Source organism: Bradyrhizobium sp. F1.13.3 (assembly GCF_040548265.1).
In the GTDB taxonomy this organism is placed as follows: domain Bacteria; phylum Pseudomonadota; class Alphaproteobacteria; order Rhizobiales; family Xanthobacteraceae; genus Bradyrhizobium.
On sequence record NZ_JBEPRI010000016.1, the window covers coordinates 1 to 13,643 of the forward strand.

14 protein-coding genes and 3 pseudogenes are annotated in these 13,643 nt (G+C 57.8%); 9 read left to right on the forward strand and 8 right to left on the reverse strand.

Annotation, left to right across the window (positions count from 1 at the left end):
• Positions 1–429 precede the first annotated feature (429 nt).
• The 3 genes from ABIB66_RS33010 (at position 430) to ABIB66_RS33020 (ending at position 3,087) form a co-directional block, all read left to right on the forward strand.
• Positions 430–1,185: a ThuA domain-containing protein gene (locus ABIB66_RS33010; RefSeq protein WP_354065645.1), complete on the forward strand. Its 756-nt coding sequence runs from the start codon at positions 430–432 to the stop codon at positions 1,183–1,185.
• A 321-nt stretch (positions 1,186–1,506) separates the two neighbouring features.
• Positions 1,507–2,409, forward strand: a complete 903-nt coding sequence (locus ABIB66_RS33015) for an alpha/beta fold hydrolase (RefSeq protein ID WP_354212199.1) — start codon at positions 1,507–1,509, stop codon at positions 2,407–2,409.
• A gap of 447 nt (positions 2,410–2,856) precedes the next feature.
• Positions 2,857–3,087 carry a hypothetical protein gene (locus ABIB66_RS33020; RefSeq protein ID WP_354257484.1) on the forward strand — a complete coding sequence of 77 codons (231 nt, stop codon included), beginning with the start codon at positions 2,857–2,859 and terminating at the stop codon, positions 3,085–3,087.
• 739 nt (positions 3,088–3,826) lie between these two features.
• On the opposite strand, the gene ABIB66_RS33025 is transcribed toward ABIB66_RS33020, so the two are convergent.
• The 3 genes from ABIB66_RS33025 to ABIB66_RS33035 all read right to left on the reverse strand — a co-directional run bounded on the left by ABIB66_RS33025 (position 3,827) and on the right by ABIB66_RS33035 (position 5,871).
• Complete coding sequence (locus ABIB66_RS33025) at positions 3,827–4,348, reverse strand: HdeA/HdeB family chaperone (RefSeq protein ID WP_275174760.1); 522 nt, start codon at positions 4,346–4,348, stop codon at positions 3,827–3,829.
• Between the two features lie 652 nt (positions 4,349–5,000).
• Entirely contained in the window at positions 5,001–5,522 is a 522-nt protein-coding gene (locus ABIB66_RS33030; protein ID WP_354210638.1) for a helix-turn-helix transcriptional regulator, read from the reverse strand.
• Entirely contained in the window at positions 5,506–5,871 is a 366-nt protein-coding gene (locus ABIB66_RS33035) for an AraC family transcriptional regulator ligand-binding domain-containing protein (protein WP_354210637.1), read from the reverse strand. The genes ABIB66_RS33030 and ABIB66_RS33035 overlap by 17 nt, the downstream gene beginning before the upstream one ends.
• A 688-nt stretch (positions 5,872–6,559) precedes the next feature.
• On the opposite strand from ABIB66_RS33035, the gene ABIB66_RS33040 reads away from it, so the two are divergent.
• From ABIB66_RS33040 to ABIB66_RS33050, 3 genes are all read left to right on the forward strand, one after another.
• Positions 6,560–6,883, forward strand: a complete 324-nt coding sequence (locus ABIB66_RS33040) for a hypothetical protein (RefSeq protein ID WP_354210636.1) — start codon at positions 6,560–6,562, stop codon at positions 6,881–6,883.
• Positions 6,880–7,092 (forward strand): hypothetical protein, encoded by a 213-nt coding sequence (locus ABIB66_RS33045; RefSeq protein ID WP_275174762.1) that lies wholly within the window; start codon positions 6,880–6,882, stop codon positions 7,090–7,092. The genes ABIB66_RS33040 and ABIB66_RS33045 overlap by 4 nt, the downstream gene beginning before the upstream one ends.
• A gap of 236 nt (positions 7,093–7,328) precedes the next feature.
• Entirely contained in the window at positions 7,329–7,787 is a 459-nt protein-coding gene (locus ABIB66_RS33050; protein WP_354065638.1) for a hypothetical protein, read from the forward strand.
• Between the two features lie 107 nt (positions 7,788–7,894).
• Here ABIB66_RS33050 and ABIB66_RS33055 read toward each other — a convergent pair.
• Positions 7,895–8,106, reverse strand: a pseudogene (locus ABIB66_RS33055) (hypothetical protein); the annotation flags it as partial.
• A gap of 316 nt (positions 8,107–8,422) precedes the next feature.
• Between ABIB66_RS33055 and ABIB66_RS33060 the strand changes: the two are divergent.
• Positions 8,423–9,184, forward strand: a complete 762-nt coding sequence (locus tag ABIB66_RS33060; RefSeq protein ID WP_354210635.1) for an outer membrane protein — start codon at positions 8,423–8,425, stop codon at positions 9,182–9,184.
• A gap of 388 nt (positions 9,185–9,572) precedes the next feature.
• Positions 9,573–9,773, forward strand: coding sequence for a hypothetical protein (locus ABIB66_RS33065; protein WP_354210634.1), 201 nt, complete (start codon positions 9,573–9,575; stop codon positions 9,771–9,773).
• A 165-nt stretch (positions 9,774–9,938) separates the two neighbouring features.
• On the opposite strand, the gene lpxD is transcribed toward ABIB66_RS33065, so the two are convergent.
• The gene (gene lpxD / locus ABIB66_RS33070) at positions 9,939–11,000 is read right to left on the reverse strand and encodes a UDP-3-O-(3-hydroxymyristoyl)glucosamine N-acyltransferase (protein WP_354218064.1); all 1,062 of its coding nucleotides are present in this window, start codon (positions 10,998–11,000) and stop codon (positions 9,939–9,941) included.
• A 383-nt stretch (positions 11,001–11,383) separates the two neighbouring features.
• On the opposite strand from lpxD, the gene ABIB66_RS33075 reads away from it, so the two are divergent.
• Positions 11,384–11,764, forward strand: coding sequence for a hypothetical protein (locus ABIB66_RS33075; RefSeq protein WP_354257488.1), 381 nt, complete (start codon positions 11,384–11,386; stop codon positions 11,762–11,764).
• Between the two features lie 344 nt (positions 11,765–12,108).
• Here ABIB66_RS33075 and ABIB66_RS33080 read toward each other — a convergent pair.
• From ABIB66_RS33080 to ABIB66_RS33090, 3 genes and pseudogenes are all read right to left on the reverse strand, one after another.
• Positions 12,109–12,608 (reverse strand): annotated as a pseudogene (locus ABIB66_RS33080) (SOS response-associated peptidase family protein); the annotation flags it as partial.
• 9 nt (positions 12,609–12,617) lie between these two features.
• Positions 12,618–13,091 carry a PH domain-containing protein gene (locus ABIB66_RS33085; protein WP_275174767.1) on the reverse strand — a complete coding sequence of 158 codons (474 nt, stop codon included), beginning with the start codon at positions 13,089–13,091 and terminating at the stop codon, positions 12,618–12,620.
• A 217-nt stretch (positions 13,092–13,308) separates the two neighbouring features.
• A pseudogene (locus tag ABIB66_RS33090) lies at positions 13,309–13,488 on the reverse strand (SOS response-associated peptidase); the annotation flags it as partial.
• Between the last annotated feature and the right edge of the window lie 155 nt (positions 13,489–13,643).

The following is a 13,643-nucleotide window of genomic DNA, read 5'->3' on the forward strand; positions in this document are numbered from 1 at the left end:
CTGAGGGCGACGTCGTCGGCAGCTTGCGCCCTTCCAGTCGCAAAGAAGGTGTCGCGGAACGCAGCGGAGAGGCAGCAGCCTAAGCAATTCAGCAAGCAGCAGCTTTACGAGATACTGGCTGAAGCGGTCAAAAATACCGGCTAGGTCACCGCGAGCGCCGTTGCACTGCGCTCAGTATTCGGCTCGGCTCGGCAGTTCGGGGGTCGTGCACCTTCCCAAGTTCGTCTGCTTCGGGTCAAGGTGCGAAGAACCCGGCCTGAGCAAAACCAGTCCGCTTCCACCCACGAAGCTGACCTCAATGAGACGGTTCGCCACTTCGCTGATGGGCCAGCAGCGTTGCATAGGACGGCGATGCCCCAAGACCGGTGCTGGGCTGATCTGTGCTAGGCTTCTTCAAAACATGGTTGGTCGGCTTTGGCGGAGGCGATTGTGAGGCGACGTGAGTTCATCGCGCTCCTCGGCGGCGCTGCGGCAATCCGACCACTCGGCGCGCATGCGGAGCGTCCGCCAGAGCGCATCCTCTATTTCACATACTCCGCCGGCTATCGGCATGATGTCATACCGCTTTCCAAGGTAATCCTGGCCCAGCTCGGAAGCAATTCGGGTGTCTTTGAAGTCACTGCAACGGAAGACACGTCCGAATTTTCTGCCGAAAACCTCGAGCGCTACGCGGCGGTGATGTTCTACACAACCGGAGAACTTCCGATGAGCGACGCGCAAAAGAGAGCTCTTCTCAGCTTTGTACGCTCGGGCCGCGGGTTCCTCGGTGTTCATTCTGCGACGGACACATTCTACACTTGGCCGGACTATCTCGATCTGGTCGGCGGCTACTTTAATGGTCATCCTTGGCATCAGGCCGTGAAGATCGAGGTGGTTGATCCTGGCGATCCCCTGGTGGCTTTCCTCGGAAATTCGTTGCAAGTTGAGGACGAGATCTACCAAATCAGCGACTTCGATTATCGTGGATCACGCGTGCTCCTGCGCCTCGACCCAAGCTCGGTGGACCTTGGCAAGAACGGCGTGCATCAGCGATTCTATGGCTGGCCTCTCACCTGGACCCGGTTCTATGGCGAGGGACGGGTATTTTATTCGGCGCTGGGCCACGAGCCGTCAGTTTGGCAGGATTGCCGCTACCAGCGACTCCTCACGAACGCTATCCTCTGGTCTATGCGAAGGTCGCCCTAGGAGACGCCGCCGCACTTCGCATTTGCGCCACCGCCGGATTCGTCGGGTGGTGTCCGTGCCAGAGGTTCGGAGGGTCTTGGTCTGCGACTTCCGTTCAGGGTCAAAAGCGGCTGGCGAGCCAAGTTCAGCTCGGCGTCCGGTTCACCAGCGATAGCGGACATCACGGCGGCTGAACTGCTCTTCGGCTTAGGGCCACAACCGGACTCACATGAGGCAAGAAAAATACGCGCGCTCGGTTATCGCTTGCTGCCATGCGCGTTGTGGAGAACTATGCTGGCGGCAAACCAGTCCTCTCGGAGACCTGCCTGAGGAGGAAGTTCAATGCGCCGCATCGTGGTCTCATTTCTATTTGCCGCCTGCACGAGCACACTACTGTGGGCACAAGAGGTCAAGCCCGACTGGCCCATTCCATCGGAATTGAAATGGGAAGCCATCAACGGTTATCCCATGGCCTACCGGGAAGCGGGTGAGGGTACACCCATCGTGCTGGTGCACGGCTCTACAAGCGATTACCGGATTTGGAATGCCCAATTCGGCGCCTTTAGTGTCGCTCACCGGGTGATTGCGGTCAGCCTAAGGCACTTTTACCCAGAACGCTGGGATGGCAGCGGCACCGATTTCTCAATCGAGCAGCACGCCCAGGACATCGCTACGTTGATAAACAAATTGAATCTCGGGAAAGTGCACCTCGTTGGGCACTCGCGCGGTGGCGCGGTTGCAGTCGAGGTTGCGAAATCGCACCCCGAAGTCATTCGAACGCTGGTGCTGCCGGATGGCAGCATCGAAATGCCGGTGTCCGAGACCGCCGAGGCAAAAGAAGCCGGAGATTTCACAAAAAAGCTGATCGGGACCTTGCAGGAAAACTTAAGAGCCGGTGATACAGCCAGAGCTGCGGAGATCTTCGTCGACACGTTGAGCGGCCCCGGCACCTGGCTAAGGTTTCCCGAACCTACGAAGGAAATGTTTCTAGCAAATATTTACTCGGCGTTGGGGGACAAAGACCGCCCGATCAGCACATGTGCTGACGTCAAGAAGTTTGACTTCCCCGTGCTGCTCATGACGGCCGACAAAAGTCCAAAGAAGTTTGAGTTGATGTACCGCGAAATGCGGAAGTGCCGGGAGTTTCCTGCGACGGTGGTGATACCGAATGCAGCACATGGCATGCAGCGATTGAATCCGGACGTATTCAACAAGCTCACGTTGGAATTCCTGTCCAACCATTGATTTCTCGTTGACTGGGTGCGCTCGAACGAACAATGGCCGCTTTTGGTCAAAAACAGAAGTCGCGACCTCGCGGTGCAATGCTTGCCTTGCTCCCCGCGAGCGGACATCGTCAGCATAGAGCCGCCGGGCGCTCGCGATTTCGAACTCAAGATCAATTTCAAAACTCTGCCACAGTCGGAAGTCCATTGGCAGAAATTGAGAGAATCAAAAAGGAGCCTGAACTACGAACGCACATACGGGCTCAACAGAGCCGACCAACTGGCCAAAACGGGTTGCCGCCCCAGCGTTCGGGAAACTGGGGCGGCATTGGGGGGCTGGGTTGGTTGGTCACGGCGTTTGGGGGTGCCGTTGACGGGATAATAAAACTTCAATTCGGCCATAGAGCCAATTGTCCTGAGGTACAGGATCGGATTTTGCTTCTTCAAACCAAGCCTAGGGTTCGGCCTCATGACTGAAATCACGCAAGCCGCGTCCGCGAAATCTATAACCATTTTGCTTGTCGTTCCGGCCGATGACCACGCTGTCGACGGCAACCAAGCCGCAACCATCGTCGTCATCGAAGTCAAAGATCGCACAAGGGACCGCCGTGCTAACTTCCTCAAGGTACATAGACGCCCCACCGGCTCAGTCATCCAGACTGAAGCCGTCTCATTTTCGGCGCGTGCGGTTTCTGCATAACAGGCTGACTAAGGGCTCGTACTCCGAAAGAGCCAAGCGATTGCAATGCGGCTGAGAGCCGCCGCGGTCGTTCGCGGCGACGCGCTCGTCGAGCCACCTGGGGACTTCGATCGATGTTGCCGGCAGCCCGACAGCCCCTCGGGTCGCATTCGCCCATTGGCACAAAGTGCAGTAGCCGCGGGCGGCAGATCTGTTTTGTCTACGGTGCGCCTTGCCGAGTCTTTCCAGCCCCCAAGCTTCCAGGATTGGCGGGAACGTACAGGCCCCGGCGCGGCATCCGCTTCGCCGGGGCCACGGACGCGGAGATAGTCCAGGACTATGGACGCAACGGCGGATCGGCAACGAGGTTTGGAGTTGGGTCGCCGCTGGGCAGAGCATGCGTCGGCACACGAGCTCGCGACCATGGTGAGCGGGTCGTTTGATGAACTGAGCCAAATACTGCCACCGGACGTATCTGATCAGTTCGTCGGCGGCTTTCGCGAAGGCGTGTTGCACGTCTGGCGCGGGGCCTAGGCGCCCCTCAGCACAACACCCCTTCTACGGTGTTCGACCGCCTTTGTTAGGCCCGCAGCCCTTGCCTTCTGCCTTGACGACCTTCGCCAAGCTCTCAAGTTGACGAGCCGAGTCCAGCCCAACATGCCACACTGAGCGAAACTCAAATGAATTGCGCTGTTACGCAGGAGCTACGCTAATGCAGGGCGCGATCCGTTGCTTGCAAGCGGTTGCAAACTGGTTCGACCTAGGTAGCTCTGTTCTGAATGGCCGTTGGTAGAGTGCGAGATTTGTTTTTCTTACAATACGCGACGACCGCACTGGAATTCCGCTGCAGGCGGTCGTAATCCAATACACTGTTGCTTGCCGCTGCGTTGTAATAGCCGCTCATGAAGTATCTTACAAAATCTTGATCCGCTGAACCGTATGCCAACCAAGTTCCGCAAGTGATCTTGTTAAAATCCAGCGTAGCAGTAGGCACCGCATTTACGCCTATCGATTTTTCTAGCCCTGCCATCACACTGGCATTTGGGTTGGATTGGCACCACCCTCTTACGCTTGTGACATTTGCCCGATGCAGGTCAAAATCTACAAACGTCCTCCGACTTTCATAACTGAACCAGCCGGTCATCCAAGCCGAAAACTTGCTCGACGGTGCAGCCGACATGGCAAGATATTCGCCACAGGTGATGCTGCGAATATCGGCCGTCGTGGCGCGCGCCTCACTGGCCAAAGCTGAGGAGACTAAGACCAGCGCAAGCAGAAGCAATCTGCACCTCATTGTGATGACCTCCCGAGCAACAATTGGATACCAGACCAAGCAACATCGTGATCACACATCCCGTGACCACAACTGTATTCGGGCGTTGTGGCGAATGCCTAGTTGATCTAGATCAACGGCGGCGAAGCAATGTCCCTGCCAACCATCCCGGCTCAAGCAAAGTATGTCCTCGCGAAGGCAACGAAGTGCTCGTCACGTCAATTTAAGGATGGCGCACACTGACGCAAGAGACCGTGAGGTGGCGCTTACGCCTGCCGCGATTCGGGCGTAAAGTACTCGTTCAAGAGTCGATCGATCACTAATTGGGTCTCAACTTCGGTTCGGAATCCTGCGAGGATCAAAATAGAACCTCGCCGCGATTCTTGCGCCAGAGACCTCTCGCGGGTATATTCGATCGTGATTGACGGGTCCGGGAAGTGCCGTCGGATCGAGGCACGACAAGACATGATCTCCCCCTCTTCCAAGTGAACTACTGCAAGCTGAAGCAGGGTAGAGGAACTCGCAAGTGCACCAAAGGGCATCGTCCTTGAGTACACTATGAATAGCACTTGAGCCGGCCTGCAAACCCGAGCGCCATGACGTCACACTTTCTCCGCTCCACGCGGGCAAGTACTCCGCTCGTCGAACTAAATCAAGGCAATCAGGGCTTTTCGCTGCGACTCAGCTCGCGTTGAGAGCTTGACCGGAACTGTCGTGGTGTCATTCCGGTCCATCGCTTGAACGCGTGTGTTAGGGAACTCAGTTCGCGATAACCAAGCAGCCACGCAACTTCAGACACGGGTAGCTGCTCCTCTTCGAGATAGCGCTTGGCGAGCGCCGCCCGTAACTGGTCAAGAATTTCAGCGAAGGACGTCTTCTCTTCGCCAAGCTTGCGCGACAAGGTGCGGGTACTCAGTCCTATCTGCCGCGCGACTTCCTTCGCGACGCCTCTACCGTGAGGCAGCAGTGTGGTGAGCGTCTTTTCGACCCTTGAATGAACCGTCGCGCCATGCGGCGCATTCCGCATCAGCGCTTCCTCCGCGTAGCATCGCAACAAATCGTGCAGATAGCCGTCGCGGCCTACCAGCGGGAGCAGTGCCACTTGCACCGGAAAAGAGATCACATCGCCGTCAGCGCCGAACTCGACGTCTCTGCCAAAGAACGTTCTAAATTTGGGGGGCATGCCGGTTCGCAGATGCCTCACCTGCAGCCGAGACGGCACCACACGGCCGTCCGTTACCTGCCTGCAGAATCCGCACCAGCGTAACTATCCAGAATTCGATCTGTTGCCGCTGGCCGCTTCGATCGACACCGACATATTCGAGGGCAACGGTCGCAGTATGCTTCTCCATGTCGAAACGCAGCCGGACTCCCTCATTCATGATCCGGCTGTACCGTTCCGCGGCACGAAGCGCATCGGCGACATTCTCTGACGAAGCCATAACGTAGTAGACAAGGCCGATCTCACGCAGATCAAAGCTCCGGGCGAGCCGGAAGCCCAAGATGTCATCCTCCAATTCTTGAGCAGCCAATCCAGAATCTTGATCTGGGTCGCAACCTCGAGCCGGACTGCTGGGTCGCGGAAGTCGTTCAGCGTCAATCCCGCCTTGGACACTAGCGCAGCTGTGTCTTGGCCCGAGGTAGCGACCCGCGCGCAGGCCAGCCGAGCAATACCGCCCGTCGCGCTAGGTATCGCACTCAGGCTTCCCGCCGACCTATAGCTCGCTCCTGCCCTGCTCAAGACATCAACGCCCACATCTTTGGGCGAGCCATCATAGGGCGATCCCCGCACTTCCACATAGAAACATCCCCCTGCAGTGCCCTTTCACGCTTTGCCCGACTGCGTATCTCCGGAACGCCAAGCGCTGCTTTCCTTTTCTGGCGGGAACTCAAAGGTCGAGGGGGCTCCGATTTCTTCCAAATACCTGAGGTCATCTCGTTCGCAATGTTTGACCTAGATCAAACACTGGGCGAGCAGCGATCTAAGGTTGACGTCTCCGGTATCCCCCTCGCTACTTTACAGAGGCGCACCGGTCCGTTTGCAGAGCTTTTGCGCCGCAATGGATTTGTGCCCTCAAAGAACAAAACTCTGGCGACCTATAGCAAGCGCGCGTCTGCTGATCATGGCTATGTCTGGCCGCCCTCACCTCAATGCTCAGGCTAATCCCCGAGCGACGCTCGCGATTGGTCAATGCCTCCAAAAGACACCAGGACTGAATTTTGATCGCCGGCAGCACGCCCGGAAGGGCACTTACGGAACTGAAGATCGCGCAGACTTACGTTCGGCTCTCATGCATCCCGGACAACGATCTAGGTATGTCCGTTTCAGTCGCCATGGTCGCAAAGTGTGAAATCCGGATGTTGCGAGGCCCGGAACTTGATCTGCATGGTGTGCCACTGTTCTGGCTAGAGCTGTTCGACCTCAGTGCAGAGCTTTCGCTCGACAGCGGCTGCTGCCAAAAGATTGAGGACGCGGTGCCCATATTTGACAATTTCGTCGCGCAGGCGCTTGCCATGAGCCGGCCGGATGGCGAGCCGCTGTGAATGATCACCGGGATCATCTGGAAGCACTGCGAAAGCAAGCAGCAGAAGCTGCGCTGATTAGCGCGCTGGCGACATCGCCGCAGAAGCGAGAACTTTTGGCGAAGATTGCGCAGCATTTCGACACGCTGTCGACTGAGCTGGAGCGAGCGGTGAAGGCCGGTTTATATCCAACGGACGAAAACCCACCAGGTATCCCCACAGGGGACTAAGTTGAGTCTCCTGGCGGGCTTCGACAGGTCCGCTCGCCGCGTTCGAAGCTGGTTACACATGCCCCATTCCCTGGGACACTCACGTCGCACTTCCGTTTATTGACTTAGATCAATTCCATTCCCGCGCGTGAGGCAAACTCGTTGAGGAGTCTTGCTGTTAGCCGGAAACGAGAATGCCGGATTTACTGCCAGAGAAGACGCTCTCGCGCATCTGATGTCAGTCGGGGAGGCACATCATGAGACCCCTTGCTCTGCTGCTCGCTTCAGCATTTTTGGTTGTATGCGCCGGCGAGAGCCACGCAGTGGTGAGAATTGCCAATGACCGTGGTGGCTTGATCCAACGTTACCTTGATCGATATGATGAGTTGAATGAGACTGGCCAGACTGTGATTATCGATGGCCTCTGCGCCTCCGCCTGTACAATCGCATTAGCAAAGATCCCATCAAATAGGATCTGCGTTACTGAGAGGGCAAGGCTCGCTTTTCACGCAGCCTGGGACCTCGGCGACGGCGGGCGCCATATTACAAATCGAGAAGCCACGCAAATGATCTATTCGATGTACCCGGCTCCAGTTCGGAGTTGGATCTCAGAACGAGGCGGTTTGTCGCCTCACACAATTTTCCTCCGCGGGGCGCAGTTGCAGGCCATGTTTCCGCGCTGCTATTTGGACGCCGCAGTTTTCCTACGGTCGTAGTCCACCAAGGGCGCCCCAACTCCTTTGCTCCGCGCGAAGCACTACACACGCGACACCAGACCACGCGAACTAATAACCAGCTCAGAGTTCGGAATTTTTCCGCAATGTCAGGCGATCCCGTCTGATGCAGATCGTTCAGCAGACCCCGGCCTCAGACGAGTTGACGGATCGCAGCTAATCTTATTTCGCAGTTCCAAGAGATCGGTGAAGACATCTGCTTGGCGCCGCAGCTCATGTGCGAGCATGGGCGTTGACTCGTAGGTGTGGAGACGACCGTCACGCGCACCCCGCTCCGCTGCACTGCTTGGACCAACGTGCGAACAGGTACACGCAGTCAGACAGTGTATTATGAAGGTCGCTGGGGCCACGCGCAGTGAGGAGTTATCCGCGGCCATAATAAATGGTTGTGGCGATTAAGAAGGACAGTACCGCCTAAGGAGATCCGAGTCCGCGGAAGAGCCTGAAGGTTAATTAAGTCCAAAGCTTAGTAGAGGGCATCGGGTTCCCCCTCCCACCATTTTGGCGCTGCGGTGTGACAGGCAGGACACGGACGACATGGAGCGAGTCGTATAATTATGCTCTTGCAACTTGCGACAGGATCGGCGACCGCCGACGCATGGGGATGGAGAACTCTGATGAAGAAGTTTCTGCTCGGTACCGTTGCGTTGTTTGCTTTGGGGCTCGCCTCCCCAGCTTCCGCTGCCGACATGGCGGCACGTCCGTACACCAAGGCCCCGCCGGCGCTGGCCGCTCCGATCTACGACTGGACCGGGTTCTACATCGGCGCGAACGGTGGCTGGGGTCAAAGCCGCAATTGCTGGGATTTCGTCGGCGCGGCCGGCGTGGTTTTCGCTGATGGCTGTCGCGAGCGCTCTGGAGGCCTGATCGGCGGTCAGGTCGGGTATCGTTGGCAGGCAAGCCAGTGGGTGTTCGGCCTGGAAGCTCAAGGTGACTGGGCGGACCTCAGCAGCGAGCGCGTCAGTCTGATCAACCCAGCGTTCTCGACCCGCACAAAAACGGACGGCATTGGCCTGTTCACCGGCCAGATCGGCTATTCCTGGAACGCTTCCTTGCTATACGTTAAAGGCGGCGCGGCAGTGACGAGCAACCGCTTCAGCATCCTCGACACGCTCACCGGAACTGAACTGGCAGCTGCGAGCTCAACCCGCTGGGGCGGGACTGTAGGCGTCGGCTGGGAGTATGGTTTCGCACCGAACTGGTCAGCCGGCATCGAGTACGATCATCTGTTCATGGGTGACGCGAACAACTCGTTCTCGGTAGCCAACCCCGTCGTTGCTGGCGCGCTGAACAGGATCAGCCAAGACGTCGATATGGTCACACTGCGCGTCAACTATCGCTTCGGCGGGTACGGTGCGCCGGTGACCGCTCGCTATTGATTTCTTCTAACATTCGAAAACTAAGGCCTCGGCACCGCCGGGGTCTTTCTATGTAAGCGGGCCAGCGTCTGCACGAGTCGGTCCTGCCCGCAGAACGGGACGCTGGCAGTACGAGGGTTCGTACTTGCCTTCTTGAGACAGACTCGATCTCCTCGCCCGCGTCGGCCCGGGCTGTTCGGAGGGCCTTGCTCAGCCTGTTACGCAGTCAGCCCGACAGCGCTTTCCGGCCGGCCATTGGCACAAAGTGCACTAGCCAGAGACTGCGGATCTGCTTGTCTGCAGTGGCCTTGCCGATTCTTTCCAGCCCCCAAGCTTCCAGGATCGGCGGGAACGTACAGGCCCCGGCGCGGCATCCGCTTCGCCGGGGCCACGGACGCGGAGATAGTCCATGACTATGGACGCAACGGCGGATCGGCAACGAGGTTTGGAGTTGGGTCGCCGCTGGGCAGAGCATGCGTCGGCACACGAGCTCGCGACCATGGTGAGCGGGTCGTTTGATGATCTCAGCCAAATTCTGCCGCCGGACGTATCTGATCAGTTCGTCGGCGGCTTTCGCGAAGGCGTGCTGCACGTCTGGCGCGGGGCTTAGGACCTCAGCACAAGGGCGCCCGGATGAGACCAAGCGCCCTTGCACCCCCATCGTCGGCTGATCCAAGCTGTGAGTTCTAGGAGATCGTTGGGTGAGCCGAGGAACGCTGGAATACCAAGGGAATCAATAGCCGAGCCTCTTGTTGCAACTGAGGCAGACTCGCGTTCACGGGTCTCGCGCCGCGATCCTCTTAAGCGTGGCAATCTGTCGGAAGAAGGTCTTTATCGACTGGGCAGGGCTTCCGAGAACCTTAGCACCGGGTGCTAGATCCGAAATGACGCCCGCCTGCGCTCCGATTTCCGAACCTCGGCCTATTCGAAGATGCCCTGCCATAGCAGCCTGCCCCCCAACGCGGACGAAATCTTCAAGTACAGTTGAACCCGAGATCCCCACCTGTGCAACTACGACGCAACAGCGGCCGAGACTAACATTGTGACCGATTTGCACGAGGTTATCGAGGCGGGAGCCAGCGCCAATTACGGTGTCTCGCGATGATCCGCGATCAATCGTCGAATTGGCACCAACTTCAACATCATCTTCAAGAATAACTCGCCCAAGCTGGGGGATCGAGAGAAACCCGTCGCTGGTGGAGGCGAATCCGAATCCTTCCTGCCCAATCCGCGCACCCGGATACACGTAAACGCGTGCTCCCAAAACCGCGTAACTAAGGCTCACATTTGCGCCAATCCGGCAATCCCTCCCGATGGTGACCCCGCTTCCGATGACTGCGCAAGGACCGATCCGGCAACCCGGCCCTATCTCCGCTCCGGTTTCGATCACAGACAGGGGTCCAACTTCTGTCGAAGGATCAATTTGAGCGCCATCCGCTATTATTGCCGAAGGGTGAACTCCAGGACGAGGCGGTGGCATTGGGTAGAACAGCGCAGCAACGCGGGCCCAAGCCGCATACGGTTCGCTCGTTTGGATCGCCACAGTTGCCGCTGGTACTCGTGAAACCATATCAGGGTGAACGAGCACCGCGCCGGCGGAGGTTTGATCCAGGGCGGAAGCGTAACGGCGATTGTCTAGAAAGCTCACTTGAGTCGGTCCGGCCGCTTGTAAAGGGGCCAAACCTTCCAGCAATAATTCACGTTCGTCTGCCACACCCCGCGCCGTGCTAGCGACGAGCGCGAGTGGATGCGGACCAGTTCGCCGGAAGAACCTTGCACTGCCGAGCACTGTTTCGAGCATCACGTCCCCCTGCAGCAAACCGACTTCGGCTGGCATTCCTCCTCCGCCCGTCCCGGCCCATGTCTCTTGTGGTCAGTCGCAGCCGCGGCGAAAAGCGTTCCCTAGATGCCTTGGCCCAACAGCAATGTTGCTCTCTGCCGTCGGCAGAATTGATTCAGATCAAGACGCATCTTCGGCTGAGCACTTCGCACTGGCTAGCGGGCCCGCAACGCGTTCAGAAAGCGGTTACAAGCCACTTGATAGCGGTAATTTTGCTGGCGCCACCACGCCGCCCTTGACCCCCGAGCACCTTGAAACGTGCCGACTCTTCTCCAGGCACACATCGGAGTTGACTTAGATCAACCTTCCGCTCGGCGATCGCCCTTTTTTGAATCGGGACAGGCTGGTAATTATCGAGCTTTCCGGTTTCTGAGATGAAAATGACGCGAGCATTGCTCTTCATTGTGGTGACAATCCTTTGCGCATCATGCAGAACCGACGCGCAGCTTGACCCGATCCAGGCCACCGCGATTATCGATGCGGCCGAAGTCACCGATAGAGAAGAATGCCTCTACCAAGAAGTCGCCCGACTAATGGAGCCAAAGGGCAGTTCACCAATCAGCCTGCAGAATGTTGCGGTGGCCGCGACTCGGTTTTGTAGCGCTACTGTGAGAAAACGACTCGAGAGGGCGGCCTCCGTATCCCCGTCTGATGCGCAAACTCTCGCACGCGATGATCAGATGAAGACAGAACGCCGCGCGTTCGCCATCGGGTTGGAATTGCGTGAGAAAAGGACAAATGCGGGAATGGCAGGGACCTGAACGTGGCGGCTCCCGCCGGTTTTGTGCGTCGTTGCAACAGGTCCATCTCAGTAGCCAGCCCGCCAGTGTCTTCGCAGCGATCTATCTCGGAACATCGCCCACGCTCATCCCTGCAAAAGATACCTTTCCCCAGTCTGATTTTAAATCGAGTTTATCTATTCCCTTTGAAAGCCCCGACCCATGAAGGAATAATCGGTCCCCCCAAAAGATGGCCGCTACACCACCGGCAATGAGCAAGGCGGCAATCCCAAAGCGGCCATAAGCAACATATCTCCCGACATTTGGCTGGTCCCTCTTTAAGGTCCATCCACCGTGCAAGTTCGAGAGGCAAGGGTCAAAGGGAGCTACCTCAAAAACGTCATCATACCCACAGTTTCGCGCTGCCGGTGCCCCTGCATCGAGGGCGCTCTCGAGGGTAGCGTCTGCTCTTGATCACGCCGTCGCCTTGTCCTCTTTGTCGGCCCGCGCATCACGATCCGGAGCGTGTCGTTCGGCAGCGGGCGCTGCAATGCCTTGGCCTCATCCCAGGGTGCGCGCATCCAAACGTCCCTCTCTTCGTCGGTGGTCAGGATCACCGGCAACGCCTTCGGATGGACGGCTCGACCACCGCGTTCGGCGAAGTCGTGAGAAAACCATAGACGTGATGCGGGCCGGGTAGCGGCTTCGACTTCGTGCCGCGATCACCGTTGAACGTGGTCCAGATGCCAGCAAAGGCGGTGAGCGGCCTGTCCTCGTCGAGCGCGAACCAGACCACGTACTTTTTCCTGGTCTCCGGGTTCGGCTCCGGCGCGTATTCTGCGAAGCTGTTGAACGGCACCAAGCAGCGGTTCTCCGGCTTCAGCCAAGGCGACTGTTACACCGGTCTCGTCGTGATGGCGTTGCGAAACGCGAGCGGCGAAGTGATGGTGGTAATGGTTCGCGTGCCCTCGCCCACACCCTGAATGGTGAGGTCGCCGTAGTCCATAAGGCGGCCAAGAATGCTCTGCTTCACATCAACGCTCTCAACTTTGTCGAGGCTCATCTCAAAAGTTTCCCGCTTGATGAAACCGGTCTTGTGGACAACCCGCATGTTGGTTACGTCGGTCTCGGTGGTCCACCGGTGGAACCAAGCCGTCGCCGTCCAGTACAAAGCCGCAAGCCCGGCTCCCGCCGCTAAGGCCAAGCAGGCCAACGCCAGCACTTCGGCGGTAAAGAAGCGCCACAGCACCAAAAATGCGACCATCACGATCCACGCAGCGATTGCGGGTAGAAAGTACATCCAGTGTTCGTTGGTCGAATACAGCAACCTTTCGCCGGGCTGTATGATTTTGTCGATATACCGCGCCATAGGGCTACCCTGAGTTAACCCGCCACCGCAGCAATTTGCGCCATTCGAGCCGATCAAGGCCTTGATCTATCTCAAGCCTTCGAACGACCAGCGCTGGAAGCTTGTCAAGCGAGAGCCGGACCAACCCTCCTCTAAGAGATCGGAGTGATTGGACGGCTAAGTTTGTAATGGAATTGCGAAGGGTCCCGCCACGGTATGGTCCTTTCAGAGATCAGCCTCATACCGTTGCTTTGTCTTCCTTGTCAGCGCCACGCATCACGATCTTGAGCGCATCGTCCGCCAGTGGACGTTGCAGCGCCTTCGCCTCATCCTACGGCGCACGCATCCACACGTCGCGCTCTTCGTCGGTGGTCAGGATCACCGGCATGGCTTTTGGATAGATCGGTTCGACCACGGACTTACCGTGGGGACAGTGGAGACGTGATGGGGCCCCAGCTTCTTGTCGTTCCAACGTTTGTCAGAGACTTCGTTTTGCAGGCGCTTGAGTTCACCACAATAGACTGACGCCAATTTGCTTTCAACCCGGCGAGGCATTGGAGGTCACGGTCCGTG